At 48.4% G+C, this 20922-nt stretch carries 17 protein-coding genes; 14 read left to right on the top strand and 3 right to left on the bottom strand.

The features are described from left to right. The first annotated feature begins 329 nt into the window (after positions 1-329). The 11 genes from BCT27_RS21365 to panP all read left to right on the top strand — a co-directional run bounded on the left by BCT27_RS21365 (position 330) and on the right by panP (position 12774). The gene (locus tag BCT27_RS21365; protein ID WP_102396708.1) at positions 330-1829 is read left to right on the top strand and encodes a sodium-dependent transporter; all 1500 of its coding nucleotides are present in this window, start codon (positions 330-332) and stop codon (positions 1827-1829) included. Further along, positions 1826-1924, top strand: a complete 99-nt coding sequence (locus BCT27_RS21360) for a MetS family NSS transporter small subunit (RefSeq protein ID WP_102316397.1) — start codon at positions 1826-1828, stop codon at positions 1922-1924. Before BCT27_RS21365 ends, BCT27_RS21360 begins: the two co-directional genes overlap by 4 nt. A gap of 186 nt (positions 1925-2110) precedes the next feature. Continuing rightward, positions 2111-2833, top strand: coding sequence for a response regulator (locus BCT27_RS21355; RefSeq protein WP_102316396.1), 723 nt, complete (start codon positions 2111-2113; stop codon positions 2831-2833). After that, positions 2823-4265: an ATP-binding protein gene (locus BCT27_RS21350; protein ID WP_102316395.1), complete on the top strand. Its 1443-nt coding sequence runs from the start codon at positions 2823-2825 to the stop codon at positions 4263-4265. Before BCT27_RS21355 ends, BCT27_RS21350 begins: the two co-directional genes overlap by 11 nt. 14 nt (positions 4266-4279) lie before the next feature. Next, a complete protein-coding gene (locus tag BCT27_RS21345) occupies positions 4280-5521 on the top strand; it encodes an ABC transporter substrate-binding protein (protein ID WP_102392282.1) in 1242 nt (413 codons plus the stop codon). A 315-nt stretch (positions 5522-5836) separates the two neighbouring features. Continuing rightward, entirely contained in the window at positions 5837-7141 is a 1305-nt protein-coding gene (gene ugpB, locus BCT27_RS21340) for a sn-glycerol-3-phosphate ABC transporter substrate-binding protein UgpB (RefSeq protein WP_102316393.1), read from the top strand. 116 nt (positions 7142-7257) lie between these two features. After that, positions 7258-8139, top strand: coding sequence for a sn-glycerol-3-phosphate ABC transporter permease UgpA (ugpA, locus tag BCT27_RS21335; RefSeq protein ID WP_017009427.1), 882 nt, complete (start codon positions 7258-7260; stop codon positions 8137-8139). After that, the gene (gene ugpE, locus BCT27_RS21330) at positions 8139-8987 is read left to right on the top strand and encodes a sn-glycerol-3-phosphate ABC transporter permease UgpE (protein ID WP_017009426.1); all 849 of its coding nucleotides are present in this window, start codon (positions 8139-8141) and stop codon (positions 8985-8987) included. The genes ugpA and ugpE overlap by 1 nt, the downstream gene beginning before the upstream one ends. Positions 8988-9035: 48 nt before the next feature. Then, positions 9036-10106, top strand: a complete 1071-nt coding sequence (gene ugpC / locus BCT27_RS21325) for a sn-glycerol-3-phosphate ABC transporter ATP-binding protein UgpC (protein ID WP_017009425.1) — start codon at positions 9036-9038, stop codon at positions 10104-10106. A 312-nt stretch (positions 10107-10418) separates the two neighbouring features. Further along, a complete protein-coding gene (locus BCT27_RS21320) occupies positions 10419-10952 on the top strand; it encodes a hypothetical protein (RefSeq protein ID WP_102316392.1) in 534 nt (177 codons plus the stop codon). A 181-nt stretch (positions 10953-11133) separates the two neighbouring features. Then, complete coding sequence (gene panP, locus BCT27_RS21315) at positions 11134-12774, top strand: pyridoxal-dependent aspartate 1-decarboxylase PanP (RefSeq protein WP_102396707.1); 1641 nt, start codon at positions 11134-11136, stop codon at positions 12772-12774. 78 nt (positions 12775-12852) lie between these two features. On the opposite strand, the gene BCT27_RS21310 is transcribed toward panP, so the two are convergent. The 3 genes from BCT27_RS21310 to BCT27_RS21300 all read right to left on the bottom strand — a co-directional run bounded on the left by BCT27_RS21310 (position 12853) and on the right by BCT27_RS21300 (position 16662). Further along, complete coding sequence (locus BCT27_RS21310; protein ID WP_017009422.1) at positions 12853-13656, bottom strand: IclR family transcriptional regulator; 804 nt, start codon at positions 13654-13656, stop codon at positions 12853-12855. A 256-nt stretch (positions 13657-13912) separates the two neighbouring features. Next, positions 13913-15652, bottom strand: coding sequence for a cobaltochelatase CobT-related protein (locus BCT27_RS21305; RefSeq protein WP_102396706.1), 1740 nt, complete (start codon positions 15650-15652; stop codon positions 13913-13915). Between the two features lie 2 nt (positions 15653-15654). Then, a complete protein-coding gene (locus tag BCT27_RS21300) occupies positions 15655-16662 on the bottom strand; it encodes an AAA family ATPase (RefSeq protein ID WP_102396705.1) in 1008 nt (335 codons plus the stop codon). A gap of 266 nt (positions 16663-16928) precedes the next feature. On the opposite strand from BCT27_RS21300, the gene xsc reads away from it, so the two are divergent. The 3 genes from xsc (at position 16929) to BCT27_RS21285 (ending at position 20879) form a co-directional block, all read left to right on the top strand. Then, complete coding sequence (xsc, locus tag BCT27_RS21295; RefSeq protein WP_017009419.1) at positions 16929-18740, top strand: sulfoacetaldehyde acetyltransferase; 1812 nt, start codon at positions 16929-16931, stop codon at positions 18738-18740. Between the two features lie 113 nt (positions 18741-18853). Beyond that, positions 18854-19261 carry a nuclear transport factor 2 family protein gene (locus BCT27_RS21290; RefSeq protein ID WP_102396704.1) on the top strand — a complete coding sequence of 136 codons (408 nt, stop codon included), beginning with the start codon at positions 18854-18856 and terminating at the stop codon, positions 19259-19261. A gap of 166 nt (positions 19262-19427) precedes the next feature. Further along, positions 19428-20879, top strand: a complete 1452-nt coding sequence (locus tag BCT27_RS21285) for an NAD(P)/FAD-dependent oxidoreductase (RefSeq protein WP_102392290.1) — start codon at positions 19428-19430, stop codon at positions 20877-20879. The last annotated feature ends 43 nt before the right edge of the window (positions 20880-20922 follow it).

Genomic DNA, 20922 nt, shown 5'->3' with positions numbered 1-20922 from the left:
ATCCCTCATTAGTTCAATACACCATTAATCCCAACCACTCGTTACATCACACCACATAAACAATATTTAACAGAGCATTCACGAATATCAAACCAAACATTGAAGACTTATGCGCTATTGCTTTACCTATCTCCAATGTTTAGTCTGCATTTAACCTCGTGGGCAGTTTATTATTTTGCTTTTAACGATGGGAAAACCAAAGAATGAGAACAAAGGTGGGTGGAACACCTTAAAACGCAGAGGTTTACGCTGCTTACCCAAGAATATCAGCGACCTATAGCGTCATTTCTGACGCGAATAATGCGTAAACACTTCGACAAGGAGAAGTTATGAAAAGAGAACAATGGGGCTCACGCGCCGGCTTTATTATGGCGGCAGTGGGCTCAGCAATCGGCCTAGGAAACATCTGGCGTTTCCCTTATATGGCTTATGAAAATGGCGGTGGCGCATTTTTTATTCCTTACCTTTTCGCCATGATTACCGCAGGTATTCCTTTCATGATCATGGAGTTTGGCCTTGGTCATAAGCTTCGTGGTTCTGCACCGGTTGTATTTTCTAAGCTAAATACAAAATTTGAATGGCTCGGTTGGTTCCAAGTAGGCATTGCTGCAACCATTGCTGTTTATTATGTTGCAGTGATTGGCTGGGCAATGTCTTACGTTGGCTTCGCTATTGACCAAAGCTGGGGCACTGATACCAATGCTTTCTTCTTCGGCGAATACCTGAAGCTGGGCGATAACTCCCCGACAAGCCTAGGTAACTTGCAGCTGCATATCGCCATCCCAATGGCGCTTGCTTGGGCAATCACCTTTGCCGCAGTGTTTACTGGCGTTAAAGGCGGCATCGAGCGTGCTAGCAAAATCATGATGCCACTTCTGTTCATTATGGTGCTCCTGCTTATCGGTCGCATGATATTCCTGCCAGGCGCAGTGGATGGATTGAACTACCTGTTCACGCCAGACTTCAGCAAGCTGAGTGACACCAAAGTTTGGTCAGCCGCTTACGGCCAAATCTTCTTCACGCTGTCAGTCGGCTTTGCCATCATGCTTGCATACTCTAGCTACTTGCCAGAGAAATCCGATGTCAGCAATAACGCCTTCATGACAGTATTAATCAACTGCGGTTTCTCCATCATGGCCGGTGTACTCATCTTCTCCATTCTGGGTTACATGGCAGGAGAGCAAGGTAAAGCAATCACAGACGTAGTCAGTGGTGGCGTCGGTCTTGCGTTTGTTACCCTTCCAGCAGCGATTAACTTACTGCCAGCCCCATATATCTTGGGCCCAGTGTTCTTCTTAGCGCTTGTTGTCGCGGGTTTAAGCTCACACATCTCGATCATTGAAGCGGTGACCTCTTCGATTATCGACAAACTCAACATCAGCCGTAAGAAAGCAGCATCATTAGTCTGTGGTATTGGCTTCGCCGTTTCGATGGCGTTCGCAACCAATGGCGGACTCTTGCTTCTCGACTTGGTTGATTACTTCATCAACAACGTTGCGCTATTGGCGAGCTGCTTGATCGAATTGGTTATCCTTGGTTGGCTCATTAAGGTCTCTGACATTCGCGCACACGTGAATAAAGTGTCTGAATTCAATGTGGGTATTTGGCTTGAAGTATGTATCCGATTCGTTAGCCCACTGATGTTGGCATGGATTGTCGGTTCTAACCTGCTCAACACATTCGAAAACGGCTACGGCGGTTATGCGCAGAACGAATTACGTCTTCTTGGCTGGGGACTAACAGCAGCCCTCGTCGCTGTCGGAATCATTATTAACCTTGTTTCTCGTCCAGCGCGCGAAACAACTAACGAACAGGAAGGTGCCGCATGACAACAGGTGCAATCATCATGATGCTAATTGGTTTTGGTATCACTTGGGGCGGCGCAGCATGGTGCATTAACAAAGCGATGCATTCTGGCAACTAAGCCCTCACATTCCCCCTAATACAAAAAACGCCTCAACGTCAGTGGAGGCGTTTTTTTGTATGCGAAATCAACAATTCGTACACTGATTCCGCCCTGAACGACAAAAACCCTTCCTACTGCTAGCACTGAACCCATATCTCTAAGATAATATTGACCTTAATCTCAAGAATAAGAGGACACCCTTGCATGGTTAATCAGAAGCGGATCCTAGTGGTGGATGACGATTTCGAAATCCGCGAACTGCTTCAAGAATACTTGTCTAAGGCGGGTTACGACGTAATGACTGCGCAGAACGGACAGGAAATGAAAGCAAAATTAGCTGTGCAATACCCTGACCTCATCTTGCTGGACATCATGTTGCCGGGTGATGACGGCTTTACTTTGTGTAAATACGTTCGCCAAGATTCCACCGTGCCTATCATTATGCTCACGGCCGTGTCAGACGAAACTGATCAAATCATCGGCTTAGAATTGGGGGCCGATGATTACATCGCGAAACCTTTTAGCCCTCGTCAACTTGTTGCACGTATTCGTGCCCTGCTTCGTCGCACGCAGCAGTTGCAGGACACCACTCTGTCGAAACAAAAAGCCATTCGCTTTGCCCAATGGCGCTTAGATCCTGTGACTCAACGTTTGAATCACCAAGTCACTGGCCAAGACGTGGAAATGACCTCATCCGATTTTGCGCTTTTGATGTTGTTCATTGAACATCCGCAGCAATTGATGGATAGAAATGCCATTTCACATGCAACACGTGGTCGCGATGCAACACCACAAGAACGCGGGATCGACGTACAAGTTAGCCGTCTTCGTCAACGCTTAAAAGACAACGGCCGTCAATCGACCATCATTAAGACCGTGCGCGGTAACGGCTATATGTTCGTTGCAGACATCACCTATGAATCTTAAACAATACTTTTGGCCGCGTTCGCTGCTTTCTCGTACACTCGTGCTTACGATACTGTCTGTGTTTATCGCACAGGCAGTCGCCAGTCTTTTTTGGTATACCCAATCTAAACAGCGTGAAGTAGAAGGTTTAAAAGCGGCATCAGAAAGTATGGCGCAGGTCTTCGCTTCAACGACCTCGTTCTTTCAATCTCTGCCCGCTGAATATCGCCATATTGCCCTAGAGCAATTGCGAAACATGGGCGGCGCTCGCTTCTTTGTGTCGTTTAATACAGAAGAAATACGCATCGATCCGATTCCAGACACCATCTCCAAACGTGAAGCCGTTGACACGATTCAAGGTGTGATGGAGCAAAAGCTGCCCAACGTCGAAAACATATTGATTAACTTTTCGCGTCCCGAAACACTGCGCGTGCTGAACAACAACCTGCTTTTATCAGATTTACCTAAATCTTGGGCACACCATACCCTCACGCTAGAGCCGTTAAATCCACCGGTGCTCGTGGTCCAAATAGAATTAGATACCAACCAATGGGTATATATCGCGGCCCTGCTTCCCGCGCCTTATGTGACTTTAGAAAACGACTTAGTGAATGCAGACCAATTGGTGTTTCTTGTCGCGATCACCATACTTCTGCTCATCTTTACATTCACCCTGATCCGAAACCAGACACGCCCACTTAAACGCTTAGCGTTGGCAGCAAACCGATTAAGTACAGACATTGAGCAACCTGAATTGGTTGAAGAAGGCGCGAGCGAAATCACGACCGTGACCCGCGCGTTTAACCTTATGCAGAAACGCATGCAGCGTTACATGCATGATAGAGAAAAGCTGTTTGGTTCAATTTCACACGATCTTAAAACACCGATCACCCGCTTACGCTTGCGGGCAGAACTGATTGATAACGAAGTCCAAGCCGCCAAAATCAACAAAGACCTCGATGAACTCGAGATCATGGTGAAAGGCGCACTTCAAACGGTGAAAGACACGGATATCCACGAAAACGTCACCAACATTGATGTACTCAACATTTTGAACTCCGTGGCCGAAGTCCATAACCCACAACGCCAACGCGTGTTCATCCGTGGTGCTCAAAATTTGCCATTCAGTTGTAAACCCCTCGCCTTTAAACGCTGTTTAACCAACCTCATTGATAACAGCGTGAAATACGGTGATGAAGTCACTGTATATGTGCAAGACAGCGAAAAATCGCTCGACATCACGCTGATCGACAATGGCCCTGGTATTCCAGAAGAGCATTTGAAGAAAGTGTTCGATCCTTACTTCCGACTGCACACTGATGTGCATGGCACTGGCTTAGGGCTAGGTATCGCCAAAAACATCATTCGAGCACACGGTGGTGAGATCATCTTATCTAACCGACAGAATGGCGGTTTGCAGATAGACATTGCTTTCCCGAAGGTCGAGCAATGAGGTCTGCTACTCACATGAAATGCCTTGCCGCCAGTTTAGTGCTCGCTACGTCTTTATCCTCCCATGCGGGTGATGTTGAAGTGCTGCATTGGTGGACCAGCGGCGGAGAAGCGCGCTCGGTTGATTCCCTCAAGCAGATGATGAACGAGAAAGGCCATGAATGGCGAGATTTCGCTGTGCCGGGACGAGCAGGCGAAAGTGCCCTTAACACGCTCCGTATTCGTGCCCTTTCTGGCAACTTGCCAGATGCCGCACAAATTAAAGGCCCTGACATAAAAGATTGGGGGAACTTTGGTTTTCTCACCAACCTTGATCGCATTGCTCAAGAGCAAGGTTGGGACAGTCTGCTACCAAAGCGCATCTCCGACATACTCAAAGCCAATGGGCACTACGTTGCCGTTCCCTTCAACATTCACCGTGTAAACTGGCTATGGGCAAACCCTGATATTTTTAAAGATGTCGGCGTTGCAGTACCAACAACGTTGGATGAATTTTTCATCGTTGCAGAAAAAATCAAGAAAGCAGGTTACATCCCTCTCGCCTTAGGTGAAGAACCTTGGCAAGAAGCCACCCTATTTGATTCTATTGCGCTCGCGACACTAGGGGCAGCGGATTATCGACGCGCTTTTGTCAAACAAGACAGTGACACGTTGTCCAGCGATAAAATGCGTGAGGCGCTGGTAACATTTAGAAAAATGAAAGCCTTTACCGATGCCGATGCACCGGGCCGAAACTGGAGTGACACAACATCTTTGGTCATTGAAGGAAAGGCCGCCATGCAGGTCATGGGAGATTGGGCCAAGGGCGAATTTGCTGCTAAAGGTAAAATCCCAGGGCGCGATTTTATTTGTGTTCCCGCGCCAGGCACGCAACATCAATTCGCGTTTAACATCGACAGTTTTGTCTTTTTCAAATCAAGCGACAAACGAAAAGTGGATTCTCAAGAGGCGCTGGCGACCTTGATCATGACACCAAACTTCCAGCGTATCTTTAACAAAGACAAAGGGTCTATTCCTGTTCGACTTGACATGAATTTATCCGACTTCGACAGTTGCGCACAAAACTCCTTCAACGCGTTCACGCGCGCAGCCGCTTCAGACAAACTTGTGCCGAGTTTTTCTCATGACATGGCCGTTGGCAGAGCCTCACAGCGCGCGATGTTCGATGTGCTGTCTCAGTTTTTCAATAACAACGACCAGTCAATCGACGAAACGCTGCGTCAACTTCGTGCCGCCGTCATGGCAGCAAATCTGTAAACAATCCGACGTATTTCTGTCATACCCTCATGTTTTTATTAACACCGCAGACCTTAGTGATGCGGTGTTTTTTTGTGTCTATATTCACGTAAACAACATATCTGATGCTTTTACATCAATAAGTTCTCTCTCAAATAAGCGACTTTCATTACAAGGCTCTATACATAGGTGACAGAAAATTCACCCGATGATATAACGTTTTTGTAACATTTCGCTCGTACGGTCACAGTTAAGCGTTCTAACGAACATTAAGATACTCGAAAGAAAATACCCACCCCAGCGAAACTAGCCAATTGGCTCTACAAGGAGTTAACAATGAAGTTGAACAAACTAGCAGGTGTATCTTCACTTCTACTGCTGTGCTCAGGATATGCTCAAGCGACTACCGAAATTGAATGGTGGCACGCAATGGGCGGAAACTTGGGCGAGAAAGTTAATGAAATTGCTGACAAGTTTAACGCAAGCCAAACGGAATTCGTGGTTAAGCCAGTTTACAAAGGCAACTACACAGAAACCATGACGGGCGCAGTTGCGGCATTTCGTGCCAAACAACAACCTGAAATCGTGCAGGTGTTTGAAGTGGGTACGGCGACAATGATGTCGGCCAAAGGGGCAATTTACCCAGTATACGAACTGATGAAAGACACAGAAACGCCGTTCGATTCATCAGAATACCTCTCATCCGTAGCAGGTTATTACACAGACACCGATGGCAACATGCTATCGATGCCATTTAACAGCTCGACCCCTGTGCTTTATTACAACAAAGATTTGTTTGCTAAAGCCGGTGTCACCCCGCCAAAAACGTGGGAAGAGATGGGCGACGTTGCTAAAAAGCTACGTGATAACGGCGTAACGTGTGGCTTCACCACAGGTTGGCAATCATGGGTTCAAATCGAAAACTTCGGTGCGCGCCACAACCAACCTATTGCCACTGCAGACAACGGTTTCAGCAGCACTGATGCAAAACTGCAGATCAACAACAAACCGTTTGTTAAGCACATCAACCAATTGGCTGAATGGCAAAAAGACGGCACGTTCAAATACGGTGGCCGCCGTTCAGACAGCGCACCATTGTTCTACAGCGGTGAATGTGCAATGTACATGAACTCGTCAGCGTCTTACGCGGGTATCAAGGGTAACGTTGATGGCTTCGAATTTGGCGTATCGCAACTGCCTTACTACGAATCTGAAATCAAGAACCCTCAAAACTCCATCATTGGCGGCGCGACCTTGTGGGTATTACAAGGCCACGACAAGAAAGACTATGAAGGCGTAGCGGAATTCTTCAAGTTCATGTCGAGCAGTGACATTCAAGCTGACTGGCACCAGTTCACGGGCTACTTACCGATCACGCACGCCGCTTACGAGCAAAGCAAGAAAGAAGGTTTCTACGACAAAAATCCAGGTACCGACGTCGCCATCACGCAGATGACATCCGTTGAACCTACGCCAGCGTCAAAAGGCATTCGTCTTGGCAACTTCGTTCAGATCCGCGATGTGATCAACGAAGAGCTTGAGAACGTTTGGTCTGGTGATGCAACGGCGCAAGAAGCCTTAGACAAAGCAGTAAAACGCAGCAATGTCCTACTGGCTAAGTTTGCTAAAGCAAACAAGTAACCCTCGAACGTAACGTTGAACTCATAACAACGTCAGTTCCTAGTTTGGCTAAAAATAAGTAATCAGACGGAGGGCGGGTTCGCCCCCCTCCTTCATGGAAGAGATGCAGATAGCTTATGGATAACAAACCCGTTTTCCAAAACACCCTACTGCCACTCATGCTCCTCGCTCCGCAATTAATCATCACCTTTGTGTTCTTTTTGTGGCCTGCGGGACAAGCAGTTTGGCAATCAACCTTGCTAGAAGACCCTTTTGGTTTAAACACTGAATTTGTTGGGCTTAGTAATTTCTTCGAATTGTTTGAAGACAGCACATATTTTGAAACCTTTGGCACCACACTATTCTTCAGCTTCGCTGTCGCCGTGCTCGCGCTAAGTGTCTCTTTGTTGCTGGCCGTGATGGCCGACCACGTCATCAAAGGTGCAACGACCTATAAAACCTTGTTAATTTGGCCTTACGCGGTCGCCCCAGCCGTTGCTGGTGTCCTTTGGTTGTTCATGTTCAACCCAACCGTTGGCGTGCTTGCCCATGCACTTTCTGCCATGGGGGTGGAATGGAACCCCTTCATCAATGGCAGTCACGGCATGACCATGGTGGTTATCGCCGCAACATGGAAGCAGATCAGTTACAACTTCTTGTTTTTCTTGGCAGGCCTTCAATCCATTCCTCGCTCACTGATTGAAGCGGGTGCGATTGACGGTGCTGGCCCAGCGAAACGCTTCTTCACCATTATTTTCCCACTGCTATCACCCACATCGTTCTTCTTGTTGGTTATCAATTTGGTTTACGCCTTCTTCGATACTTTTGGCGTTATCCACGCGATGACACAAGGCGGTCCAGGCAGTTCAACCACCACCTTGGTGTATAAGGTGTACTCAGATGGCTTTGTTGGCCTGAACCTAGGCTCATCCGCTGCACAGTCTGTTCTGCTCATGATCTTGGTGGGTATTTTGACCGTGATTCAGTTCCGTTACGTTGAGAAGAAGGTGGCTTACTAATGGTAGAAAGACGACCCCTACTCACCTTTTTCAGCCACTTTGTGCTTATTGTCGGTGTACTGATTGTCGCGCTGCCCGTGTGGCTGGCATTAACGGCCGCAACGCACGACAGCAAAGAATTCGTCAGTGGCATGACACCGCTCTGGTTTGGCGACCGTGGCCTTGATGTGTTCATTGAAGTCTTCACCGAAGGCACATCGCGTGAGCTTGATATCACGGTTGCGGGCATGTTGTGGAACTCGACCTTAATGGCGCTGGGCATTGCTTTCGGCAAGCTGTCGATCTCCATCCTGTCAGCTTATGCCGTGGTTTATTTCCGTTTTCCTGGCCGTATGTTGGCGTTTTGGGTGATTTTCATGACCCTCATGCTGCCTGTTGAAGTGCGGATCATGCCGACATTTCAGGTCATTGCTGATCTCAGCATGCTTAACACCATGTCAGGATTAACCATTCCTCTGATTGCGAGTGCAACCGCCACCTTCTTGTTCCGCCAGTTCTTCTTAACCGTGCCTGGTGAACTGCTCGAAGCGGCGCGAATTGACGGCGCAGGCCCTATCAAGTTCTTCTTTGATATTTTGCTTCCGCTTTCACGCACTAACATCGCTGCCTTGTTTGTTATCACCTTTATCTACGGTTGGAACCAGTACCTCTGGCCACTGTTGATCACCACTGATGATAACTACTACACCATCGTAATGAGCATTCAGCGCATGCTTGCTGTCGGTGATGGCGAAGTGGAATGGAACAGAGTGATGGCAACCACGCTGATGGCAATGGTGCCCCCCGTATTAGTGGTACTTGGTATGCAAAGACTCTTCGTGAAAGGTCTTGTAGAAACAGAAAAATAAACACCAATTATCCGGTTGATAGAAAACTTTCACACAGAGGATGCGTGAATGGCAACAGTAACACTCGATCAGATCAGTAAAGTGTACCCCAATGGGTTCAAAGCAATTCATGGTGTTGATCTCGCCATCAATGATGGTGAAATGATTGTTCTTGTCGGCCCTAGTGGCTGCGGAAAATCAACCTTATTGCGCATGATTGCAGGCTTGGAAACCATTTCTGGCGGAACACTTTCTATTGATGAACAACGCGTAAATGAACGCGAACCCGGCGAGCGTGACATCGCCATGGTGTTCCAGAACTATGCACTGTACCCGCACATGACCGTCTTCAATAACATGGCCTACGGTTTGCGTAATCGTGGCGTACCAAAAGACGAAATTGAAAAGACAGTCAATGACGTTGCTCAGATGCTCGAGCTCGACCATCTGCTCAAACGTCGCCCTTCGCAGTTGTCTGGCGGTCAACGTCAGCGCGTTGCGATGGGTCGCGCGATTGTTCGTCGCCCTAAAGCATTCCTGTTCGATGAACCCTTGTCGAACCTTGATGCTAAGCTGCGTGTTCAAATGCGTCTTGAAATCAAAAAGCTGCAACGAAACCTCAATACCACCGCGGTTTACGTTACGCATGACCAAGTCGAAGCCATGACATTGGCGGATCGCCTTGTGGTGCTTAATGGTGGTGATGTAGAACAAATAGGCTCACCGCTAGAGGTGTATGACGAGCCACAATCTCTGTTCGTCGCCACCTTCATCGGCAGCCCATCAATGAACATCATCCCTGCAAAATTGGATGGTGGCCGCATCGTTTTCGATAATGGTGAAACCTTACCGACCACGAACACGGAAGTCAGAGATGTTGTTGCCGGTCTGCGCCCTGAGCACCTGCAAATCACCGATAACCCAGACGAAAAGATGATCAGCATGACGGTGACGTTAACCGAATCCCTCGGCGCCGATCTTCTTATCTATGGTGTGTTGGCTGGCACAACACATGAAATGACGTTGCGCGTTGAAGGCCACGTGAAAATAGAAGATAACGCGACACTGCCGCTGACCATTTCTGAGAGCAACATTCACTTGTTCGACAAAGACACGGAAAAGCGTCTGCCAACCCGATAGTCAGTCACACAAACAACAACGCCTTTCTGTTCGCGCGGGAAGGCGTTTTTTTATAGGCATGACCAAACGATTAACCCAAAATACGCAAAGGATCCCTTAAATAAATGTATGGGGATGTTCGTGTATATTTTCTTCTCTAGCGCTCATTTTTACTGAGATGGCAGTGAAATCACGGGGATTGTGACACTCACCTTTCTATTCGTGAAATTTTCGTTTTCAATCAGTTATCACTACCATTACCATTGCAACCATAAAAATAAATTCGTCAGCAACTTCTTTGACGATAACTCTCGACCAAAAAGGATTTGCGTAATGCGTCGTTCAGCCTTAATTCTTTTAGCCACTATGATCCCTGGAATTGCTGTCGCGAAAGACATCAACGACATGGACATGACTTGCGCCACGGATAAATACCACAATTACGTTGATGCCTCGATTTCGTGGTACGAAAACTTGGTTGATTTGACCATTCAAAAAGACAAAAATCTGGAAGATGTTGCTAACTGGTTCCTTGAAGGACGCCGCAACCATTTCACCTTTAATCAAAAAGCATTTGATTACTATGTTAGTAATGACCCGAGTAAGCTAAATTTTGATGCGCCTGTTGAATCATGGCTGAGCCTTTCGCAAGAGGACGTAAAAGCGTTGAGTGGTTCGACCGGCGAACTGGCAGAATCGGCAAAAACGGTTTTCGCATTCCGCCAAGGTAAAGCCCACGAAGGCAACTATGACCTGCGTTCTGCGTTAGCAGACTTGTTGAGCAACCCGAAAGAAATCGAAGTGCCGCTTCAACAATACAACGCTGAAATGCTGTCGCTTGCTGAAACAGCATGCGATAAGTCTTAACGGTACAATCCCGTATCAGGCAGAGCGATGTCGCACTGCCTGATAGACTCGCGATTTGAATGCAAAACACCCCAATAATTCCTCGATGTGCCCCACGAATCTGGCTTTGTCCTCACCCGATGTTGTATCTTGCGAAAACATCGTGTAAATCATGCACATCAATCTTCAGAAAAGTACCCGGATGGTTAAGATTAAACAGGCAGAAGCAACACTGGAGAGCCTACACCGCATTTTTACAGTGCCTGAAGCACCGAATTCGACCCTAGGCGAGATTGAACAAGCCATATCTCAAAACCTTAATCGATTCTTACAAGACCACATCGCAGCCACAGATTGCTCCCTCACGGAGATCGAGAAGGATTTTAATAACCCTACGATCCCTGATGCGCCGACGTTTGTTTCCGACCACACAGCATTTTTACTCGAAAAATTGGTCGCGCAATCTGTGCATACATCGTCACCGCGCTTTATCGGCCACATGACGTCAGCACTGCCCTACTTCCTGATGCCGCTTTCCAAAATCATGATCGCGTTGAATCAGAACACAGTGAAAATCGAAACATCAAAAGCCTTTACACCCCTAGAACGCCAAGTTCTGGGCATGTTGCACAATCTGATTTACCAGCGTAATGAGGATTTCTACCAAAGCTGGATGCACAGTGCTGCCCATTCGCTTGGTGCATTTTGCTCAGGCGGCACCATTGCCAATATCACCGCCCTTTGGGTGGCAAGAAACAGTGCACTCAAACCTGAAGGCGTTTTCAACGGTGTGGCGGAAGAAGGTTTGTTCCGCGCCATGCGTCATTATGGCTATGACGATTTGGTGATCCTGGTGTCCGAGCGTGGCCATTATTCACTCAAGAAGTCCGCGGACGTGTTAGGCATTGGTCGAGAATCTTTAGTTGCGATTCCAACCGATGAAAACAACCGAATTTGCCTTGAAAAACTGAACGAAAAAATCGTCGAGCTTAAAGCGAAAAACATCAAACCTTTTGCCCTTATTGGTGTTGCAGGCACAACAGAAACGGGCAACATCGACCCTCTCGATCACATGGCTGACATTGCCGAGCGTGAAGGCATTCATTTCCATGTTGATGCAGCGTGGGGCGGTGCGAGTTTGATGTCGAATAATCAGCGACCAAAGCTCAAAGGCATAGAGCGCGCTGATTCGGTCACCATTGACGCCCATAAACAACTGTATGTGCCCATGGGGGCTGGCATGGTGTTGTTCAAAGACCCCGCGTTGGTTTCTGCCATTGAACATCACGCCGACTATATATTGCGGAAAGGCTCAAAAGACCTCGGCAGCCACACCCTTGAAGGTTCTCGCAGCGGCATGGCAATGTTGTTGTTTGCCAGCTTCAACATCATTGGGCGCCAAGGTTATGAGCTTTTGATCGATCAAAGTGTTGAAAAGGCCGCTTACTTTGCAGACCTCGTTGAGGCGCAGAATGACTTTGAATTGGTGAGCGCCCCAGAATTGTGTTTGATGACGTACCGCTATGTGCCACCGACGGTGAAAGCGGCGTTAAACGTCGCGTCTCCCGAACAAGTCGATGCCATTCATTCGTTGCTAAACGACTTAACCATCTTTATTCAAAAGCGACAGCGTGAGGCCGGATACTCGTTTGTATCGCGCACGTGTTTGACGCCGAGTCAGTGGAATAGGCGCACCACCAACGTATTCCGTGTGGTGTTAGCCAATCCATTGACCACAAGAGAGATCTTACAAGCAGTATTGGATGAACAACGAGAGATTGCCTCAACAAGCAGCATCGCCCTTCCCAAGTTACTTTCCCTTGCTGACGCGTTGCTTCGTTAAGGTCTCAGCACCCAATACTCACACATAAAAAATGGCCCCTTCAGGGCCATTTTGTTTTGACTTGAACAAACTCAGCACTCAGCCAGCATTATCCCAACTTTCAGCTTCAATTTTTGCCAACGCTTGGGAGGCACGCTGAAGTGCAGGAAGGAAATGTAATGCTTGTTCCGCTTTGAGACGCATGATGGGCGCTTGAATAGCAACAGCCAGGTTTGAACGACCTCGCGTTGAAGGCACCAAGACAGCAACACAAAGCAAACCAGGCAGAAATTCTTCATTATCGATGGCATAGCCACACAAGCGGACGTTTTCTAGCTCAGTTTCTAACGCATCGACGTCTGTGAGTGTTTTCTCAGTAAATGCGCTCAGTTCTACGTTATCCAGAATACGGCGACGCTGCGATGGTGTCATGCTTGCGAGAAACAGTTTCCCCGTTGCCGAACAGTGAACCGGCACCCGAGAGCCCGCGTGCAAATGAAAGCGAAGTGGCGCTTCAGTTTCAACGCGATCAACATAAACAATCTCGCCCCCAGACAGAGATGTCAGGTTACAACTCTCCCCAACTTCTTCACGCAATTGGTTTAACACTTGATGTCTTGCACTGTGCGTTGTGGAATTGAGCAGCACATTTTCTGATAAGCGACGTAAACGCGTGCCCGTGCTGTAATGACGTTCATCGCCATCTCGTTGCACAATGGCGGCACTTTCAAGCTGTTGCAGCATACGGTGGAGTGTGGGTTTTGGAATGCCCGTTTCTTCGGCTAAACCTTGCAAAGAGAAAAATTCGTCCTTACCAGCGATCAATTCCAACAAAGCAAACAAGCGCAATGTTGGCGTATCTCCATCTACCTTCGCCAAATCAGGCTGTTCTATGTTCTTCATTCTTATGATTTCCTCTGCGGTATATACCCAAACGTTCTGAAAGCGCGAGGGATATACCTGTATATCAAAATCAAAATAAATAACAACTTTCACTGTTAAAAATTGAAACAGAGTTGTTAAAAGCCGCTATGGCTGCAACGACACTCATAATAATAGAACAATTCGTTCTGATATTTTCATGAAAACATCACGAACACATAAAAAAGTACGCATATATCGACGTATTTCGCTCAATGCGCTGTCGCTCTCTCCACAATCATCGGATTGACACACTCTTCATAGATGTTGCGATTAGCGCCACGATGTCGATCAACAATCGATGATGTGGCGGGTTTGCTATGTCTAAGGCAAGGCTGTTTCGGTAGTAACGGCTTAAATCCAACCCGATGCCAAGCCCCATGATGATATCGCCACGCTGCTCTCGTTGTTCAACCACATTTATCAAATGATTATCGAGATAAAACGCATCATTTGTGAGGTTGGTTGCCGAATCCATTGGGCAACCGTCCGAGATAACGAGCAACACGCGTCGTGACACATCGACCCTTTGCATTCGGTTACACGCCCATTCAACCGCTTCACCATCAATACCTTCGCGGAAAAGATCCGCTTTCATCAATGCCGCGATATTTTTTCGTCCCTGACGCCAGTGCATATCGGCATCTTTAAACACCAAGTGACATACTTCATTGAGCCGACCCGGTAATGCAGGTCTGCCCGTTGCCAACCATTTTTGGTGAGGCTTCCCGCCATTCCACGCGTTCGTCGTAAAGCCAAGCACCTCACTTGGAATGCCCGCTAAACCGAGAGAACGTACCAATCCGTCCACCAGCAAAGTGATGTTTTCTATGTGTTGACGCATTGAACCAGAGCAATCAATCAGCAGAGTGACCATGCTGTCGGGTTTAATCACGTATCGCTCTTTCATGAACAACCGTGTTTCCATGGGCGACGTGACAATCTGCGCCAATCGTCGTCCATCGATATGCCCTTCCTCTTCCCCAAACTGCCAGCCATCACGTTGAGGATGACTGAGATATCGCGCCAGTTTCCGCGCGATTTCCCGACAATTAATACCTAGTGTTTGAAATTTCTTATCGAGATGGATACGAAATTCATCAAGCTGCACCGATCGCACCAAGCTCGACGCATCCACTTCGGTATCAAATTCCCGCGTAAACACTTGATAGTGGCCATGATGCTGTTGAAATGCGGTACTGACTTCACCTAATGCAATCATTGCGTCTTCCGACAAGGCAACCTCGTCTTCGAGTAACAAAGCAAACTCATTGATCGCACGTTCAGATTCAGATTCCTCATCTGTCTCTTCTTGGCTCTGATGAATCATGTCAGCGATGGTTTGCGCGAGCTTGAGTGCATGAACCGCGTAGTCTTTCTGTGAATATGTGCAGCGACGAAGACCCGCAAGGCTTTCACCAATCAAGGGTGCAATACCCGCTCGCGTCGCCTCTATCATGTCTTCGAAATCGTCATCAATGGGCGTCGCAAACAGACGTATTCGCACCATTTGAATGACGGTGAAAAGCAAAATCCCAAGTCGTGATTCTGTTAGCCCTGAGCAGGTAGATAATGCGCACCACGCATCAAATCGATATCGAATATTTCGCTGAACGCCAATGGGAGACGTGGCACTGAACACCGCTTCTGTTCGATACTGCTCAAGCAAATCAAACAACATGCGAGCAATCTGATCCTCGGGTTTAAGTGACTGATGCAACGCCTTATCACTCAACACCAGCCGCGACGCGATAGCATCAATGCGCCCACGTTGAGCCTTGAAATCCGTATCCAGATCTTGAGCCTGAAGATGGGAGGCAGTGATAGGTAAAAAAACCGTGTCACGGTAAAGCTGGCCTGCTTTGAGGTGTAAACCGCCATCGCCAACTTCTGCACGCAGCGCCGCTGAAGACAATGCACGCATGCGCTGTTGCAGCACAGTAAAACGCGGTTGAGTTGAAGTTTGAGTCTCTGCCATCGCTAAGCTCTTGTGCCTGTATCTGTGCCAGAAGATTGGGAATCGAACAGCGGACTTTGAACGATCAATTCTTCATCGAAGCAGCGCTGATAAAGCTCATTGAACACAGGCCATTCCGACTCATCACATTTGTTCAGAAACGTCAGACGAAAAGCGAGACGAACATCAGGAAAGAGTTCGTGGTTTTCCGCCCACATAATCACCGTTCTTGGCGACATCAGAGTAGAGGTATCGCCGTTCGCGAACGCTCGACGTGTTAAATTCGCAAGCGCCACCATTTGAGACACAAGTCGTTGTCCTTGTTCAGTGTTTTTAGTTGGCACTCGGGACAACACAATGGCCGCTTCGCGTTCAGGCGCAAGATAATTCAACGTCACAACAAGGTTCCAACGGTCAATTTGCGCATGATTTAACGCGTGTGTCCCGTGATACAAACCCTGCAGATTCCCCAATCCCACGGTGTTTGCCGTGGCGAACAAACGGAAAGCCGCATGCGGTGTCAGCACCCGGTTTTTGTCACTCAAGGTAAGCTTGCCCTCTTTCTCCAACAAACGCTGAATAACAAACATCACGTCAGGTCGACCCGCATCGTATTCATCCAAAACAAGTGCTATCGGACGCGTCACCGACCACGGCAACAAACCATCTTGAAACTCCGTCACTTGTTTGCCGTCTCGAAGCACCAAGGTATCTTTCCCTACCAGGTCTAGGCGGCTAATGTGACCATCGAGGTTTATACGCAAACATGGCCAATTTAATCGTGCCGCCACTTGCTCAATGTGCGTCGATTTACCTGTGCCGTGCATTCCCTGCACCAATGTCCGTCGGTTATGAGAAAACCCCGCCAAAATCGCCAATGTCACCTCGGGGTTAAAAACGTATTTAGGGTCAATATCGGGCACAAATTCTGTGGGTGTGGAATAAGCTGGCACACGTAAATCACTGTCGATACCAAACATGTCGCGAACACAAACCTCAATGTCTGGCATGCCCATCATTTCCGTTTCCATATTTTTCTCCCTTTGCATGTCTTTCCGCCTGAATAGGGTTCAGCGAACTGATTGACAGCACAGCCTTTTCTCCTCTGACGGCAAGAAGATTTCGCCCTTTTATGCCATCGCGTTCATCGTTTTCTCAAAAATCCGACGAATCAAATAAAGCATTCCGCTTTGTTAATTTTATGTTGACGACACGTTTTCTTCCGTCTAGTTTTTATCAATATTCCGTTATACGAAACATTTAATTCCATTTAACGAAATATTTCAAGGAGAGAACTATGAGTGAGAAAGCGATGCGTTCCGTCGTTGAAGGCCCAACCAAGATGACCCCTTCTGAGGCGTTCGTAGAAACCTTAGTGGCGAACAATGTCACCACCATGTTCGGCATCATGGGTTCTGCATTTATGGATGCCATGGACATTTTCGCGCCAGCAGGCATTCGCATGATCCCCGTTGTGCACGAGCAAGGTGCTGCGCACATGGCCGACGGATACTCACGAGTTTCAGGCAATCATGGCGTCGTTATTGGCCAGAATGGCCCCGGCATCAGTAACTGTGTGACAGCCATTGCTGCGGCATACTGGGCACACAGCCCTGTTGTCATCGTGACACCAGAAACAGGCACAACCACAATGGGACTCGGCGGCTTTCAAGAATGTAATCAACTCCCCATGTTCCAAGAATTCACCAAATACCAAGGCCACGTCACGCACCCTTCTCGCATGGCCGAATACACAGGCCGATGCTTTGACCGCGCCATGAGTGAAATGGGCCCAACCCAATTGAACATTCCTCGCGATTACTTCTATGGCGAAGTGACGTGCGAAATTCCAAAACCCGCCCGACTCGATCGCGGCCCAGGCGGTGAAAACAGCTTGAATGAAGCGGCAGATATTCTTGCCGAAGCCAAATTCCCCGTGATCATCTCTGGTGGTGGCGTTGTGATGGCAGACGGCCTTGAAGAATGTAAGGCGCTCGCAGAACGTCTCGGCGCGCCCGTCGTAAACAGCTACCTACACAATGACTCCTTCCCCGCATCACACCCACATTGGTGTGGCCCACTGGGTTACCAAGGGTCAAAAGCGGCGATGAAACTGTTGGCGCAAGCCGATGTGGTGATTGCACTCGGCTCTCGTTTAGGCCCGTTCGGCACCTTGCCTCAACACGGTCTCGATTACTGGCCGAAAACAGCCAAGATCATTCAAATCGATGCTGACCACAAAATGCTTGGCCTTGTGAAGAAGATTTCTGTCGGTATTTGTGGCGATGCAAAAGCGGCTGCCGTCGCACTGACTGAGCGCCTAACCGGACGCACCCTCGCCTGTGATGCAAATACCGCAGAACGTATCGCTGTGATGAAGCAAGAACAGGATGCGTGGGAGAAAGAGCTGGACGAGTGGACGCATGAAAAAGATGCATTCAGCCTCGACATGATTGATCAAAATGCCAAGGAAACGCCTTTCTCCGGCGGTGAATACCTTCACCCGCGCCAAGTGCTGCGTGAGCTTGAAAAAGCCATGCCAGAAGACGTTATGGTTTCTACCGACATTGGCAACATCAACTCTATTGCCAACAGCTATCTGCGCTTTGAAAAACCACGCAGCTTCTTTGCGGCTATGAGCTTTGGTAACTGTGGTTACGCCTTCCCGACCATCATTGGCGCGAAAATGGCTGCACCGGAACGCCCTGCCGTGTCTTACGCAGGTGATGGTGCATGGGGCATGAGCTTGATGGAAACCATGACATGTGTGCGACACAACATTCCTGTTACAGCCGTTGTGTTCCATAACCGCCAATGGGGTGCTGAGAAGAAAAATCAGGTCGATTTCTACAACCGTCGTTTCGTTGCCGGTGAACTTGATAACGAAAGTTTTGCAGAAATTGCCCGCGCAATGGGTGCAGAAGGCGTCACCGTCGATCGTTTAGAAGACGTTGGCCCAGCCCTTCAATCAGCTATCGACAAGCAGATGAACGAAGGCAAAACCACGGTCATTGAAATCATGTGTACACAAGAATTGGGTGACCCGTTCCGCCGTGATGCACTGTCAACACCTGTGCGTTTCCTCGATAAATACAAAGACTACGTGTAAGGCTTAGGCCAACAAAGCGGGTCGAGAGCGATGTCTTATTTCAACATCGCCTCGACACGCTTTTCACAGCCAACTAAACGGTATTTTTACCCTCTCTAAAAAGGAGTTTTAGCATGACTAACGTCGCGACCCCAGACACGCAACCCGCCACGACGCTTGAATTTCTCGACGCCTTTTCTGCGGCATGGAACAACCATGATGTCGATGCACTCATGTCTTTTATGGCACAGGATTGTGTCTTCCTTACCGCTGCGGGCAGTGGCCTTCAAGGTAATACTATTTCCGGTCAAGATGATGTCCGTGAAGCCTTTGAACAAGTGTGGAAGACCTTCCCGGATGTCGCATGGAAGGACGCAGAGCACACAATAATGAACGGTAATAAGGCCATTACGGAATCGACGTTTTGTGCGACGAAGCCAGATGGAAGCCGCATCGAAGCGCGTATGGTCGATGTGTTCACCTTGAAGGACGGCAAGATACTCGTAAAAAACGCGTTTAGAAAAGATCGTCCCGCTTTGTAAGTGACAAGTCGACAATGGACGGCTTAGTAAATAGCAACACGTGAAACACAACGCAGTCAAAGGCAACGTAAAAAACGGCCACATAAAAGGCTTTGTCGTTAAAGGCCATGTCATAACGGCCAAGGTGTAAACCCAAATAACCTGAAGAATGAACAAGGAGCGAGTCATGGATTCAGCCATCACCAAACAACCAGCTGTCGACAATGAGAATACATTTCTCGCTACCCCTGCATCCCGTGCCTATGACCCTGCGTATGATCCCCTTATTGACCAAACGCCGGGGAATGGCCGTGAATATGCGCCGACGTATTGGATTGGCACGGCGGGTCCTGCTCCTGAAGATGATGGTCCTGTGACGGGTGACATGGATGTCGACGTGGTCATTGTTGGTTCCGGGTTTACTGGATTGACCGCCGCGATTTTTCTGGCTGAAAACTACGGCATTAAAGCGACCGTGCTCGAAGCAAATCGCACCAGTTGGGGCTGCAGCACCCGAAACGGTGGGCAAGCACAATGCGCATCGGGGCGACTAAAGCGCTCACAATGGATTCAACGCTGGGGCGTTGATACCGCCATCAAAATGCACGAAGAGTGTATGGATGGCATGGAAACCTTTAAATCGCTGATCAAAGACATTGATTGCGATCCCCAGCCCGGTGGGCATTTCTATATTGCACACCGAAGTAAAGTCATGCCATCGCTGGAGAAAGAAGCCAAGCTGCTTCGCGACACCTTCAATTATGATGCGCAGATCATTGATGCTGACACCTTCAAGCGTCAATTCGTGAATGACAACGAAGCCGCCGGCGCGATGCATGAGCCGGAAGGGATTGGCGTTCACCCAGCAAAACTCGCGTTTGGTTACTTGAAGAAAGCCCGTGCATTGGGTGTGAAGGTCCACCCTTCCAGCCCCGTCACCAGCTGGAAAACGCAGCAAGGTATTCACTATTTGAATACGCCCAACGGCGTAGTAAAGGCACGTGCAGTTGGTTTAGCCACAGGCGGTTATACGTCACAAGGGTTGCATGCTGAAGTGAAAAACCGTCTTCTGCCTATTTTGTCCAATTCCATCGTGACAAGGCCACTGACGCCCGCAGAAATAGACGCCTGCAATTTCAACACAACCCAAGTGCTGACAGACACTCGGGTGCTACGCCACTACTACCGTTTGTTGCCCGATAACCGCGTGCAGATTGGTTCTCGCAGTTCGATTGCCGGTTGTGATGCGCCCAAGCAGCAATACGAAAACAAACTCTATGCCGATATGGTGCGAAAGTTTCCCGCACTGAAAGGCATCACGCTGGATTACTCCTGGTGGGGCTGGGTGGATGTTAGTCATGACATGATGCCGAGAATCGTCCAACCCAACGAAAACGAAAGCATCTACTACGCACTCGGTTACGGCGGCAATGGCGTGATGTATTCCGCTCAAGCAGGTAAGCGTTTAGCCCAATGGATTGCAGGCGATAAGTCCGAATTGAATTTGCCTATTTTTCAATCTCGACTGCCCTATCCCAACGTTCAAAACATCATCGAATCTGAATACCTCGCCCCGTTCCGTCGAATGGGTCAGCGGTTTCTGTATCGTTGGTATCACCTAAAAGACGAAATCATTTAGCGCGTCGCGAGCGACGAGAAACGCACACGGATTTCGTTATTTA

The sequence above is a fragment of the Enterovibrio norvegicus genome, from assembly GCF_002876705.1.
GTDB lineage: Bacteria > Pseudomonadota > Gammaproteobacteria > Enterobacterales > Vibrionaceae > Enterovibrio > Enterovibrio norvegicus_B.
This window is presented reverse-complemented; position numbering and strand designations above follow the sequence as displayed.

What these genes read in the sequence shown, in the direction of transcription:
- BCT27_RS21305 (WP_102396706.1), bottom strand. Translation starts at nt 15,652, where the DNA reads ATGGCAGAGACTCAAACTTCAACTCAACCGCGTTTTACTGTGCTGCAA.
- BCT27_RS21320 (WP_102316392.1), top strand. Translation starts at nt 10,419, where the DNA reads ATGCGTCGTTCAGCCTTAATTCTTTTAGCCACTATGATCCCTGGAATT.
- ugpB (WP_102316393.1), top strand. Translation starts at nt 5,837, where the DNA reads ATGAAGTTGAACAAACTAGCAGGTGTATCTTCACTTCTACTGCTGTGC.
- ugpA (WP_017009427.1), top strand. Translation starts at nt 7,258, where the DNA reads ATGGATAACAAACCCGTTTTCCAAAACACCCTACTGCCACTCATGCTC.
- ugpC (WP_017009425.1), top strand. Translation starts at nt 9,036, where the DNA reads ATGGCAACAGTAACACTCGATCAGATCAGTAAAGTGTACCCCAATGGG.
- BCT27_RS21350 (WP_102316395.1), top strand. Translation starts at nt 2,823, where the DNA reads ATGAATCTTAAACAATACTTTTGGCCGCGTTCGCTGCTTTCTCGTACA.
- BCT27_RS21355 (WP_102316396.1), top strand. Translation starts at nt 2,111, where the DNA reads ATGGTTAATCAGAAGCGGATCCTAGTGGTGGATGACGATTTCGAAATC.
- BCT27_RS21345 (WP_102392282.1), top strand. Translation starts at nt 4,280, where the DNA reads ATGAAATGCCTTGCCGCCAGTTTAGTGCTCGCTACGTCTTTATCCTCC.
- BCT27_RS21285 (WP_102392290.1), top strand. Translation starts at nt 19,428, where the DNA reads ATGGATTCAGCCATCACCAAACAACCAGCTGTCGACAATGAGAATACA.
- BCT27_RS21300 (WP_102396705.1), bottom strand. Translation starts at nt 16,662, where the DNA reads ATGGAAACGGAAATGATGGGCATGCCAGACATTGAGGTTTGTGTTCGC.
- BCT27_RS21360 (WP_102316397.1), top strand. Translation starts at nt 1,826, where the DNA reads ATGACAACAGGTGCAATCATCATGATGCTAATTGGTTTTGGTATCACT.
- BCT27_RS21310 (WP_017009422.1), bottom strand. Translation starts at nt 13,656, where the DNA reads ATGAAGAACATAGAACAGCCTGATTTGGCGAAGGTAGATGGAGATACG.
- xsc (WP_017009419.1), top strand. Translation starts at nt 16,929, where the DNA reads ATGAGTGAGAAAGCGATGCGTTCCGTCGTTGAAGGCCCAACCAAGATG.
- ugpE (WP_017009426.1), top strand. Translation starts at nt 8,139, where the DNA reads ATGGTAGAAAGACGACCCCTACTCACCTTTTTCAGCCACTTTGTGCTT.
- BCT27_RS21290 (WP_102396704.1), top strand. Translation starts at nt 18,854, where the DNA reads ATGACTAACGTCGCGACCCCAGACACGCAACCCGCCACGACGCTTGAA.
- panP (WP_102396707.1), top strand. Translation starts at nt 11,134, where the DNA reads ATGGTTAAGATTAAACAGGCAGAAGCAACACTGGAGAGCCTACACCGC.
- BCT27_RS21365 (WP_102396708.1), top strand. Translation starts at nt 330, where the DNA reads ATGAAAAGAGAACAATGGGGCTCACGCGCCGGCTTTATTATGGCGGCA.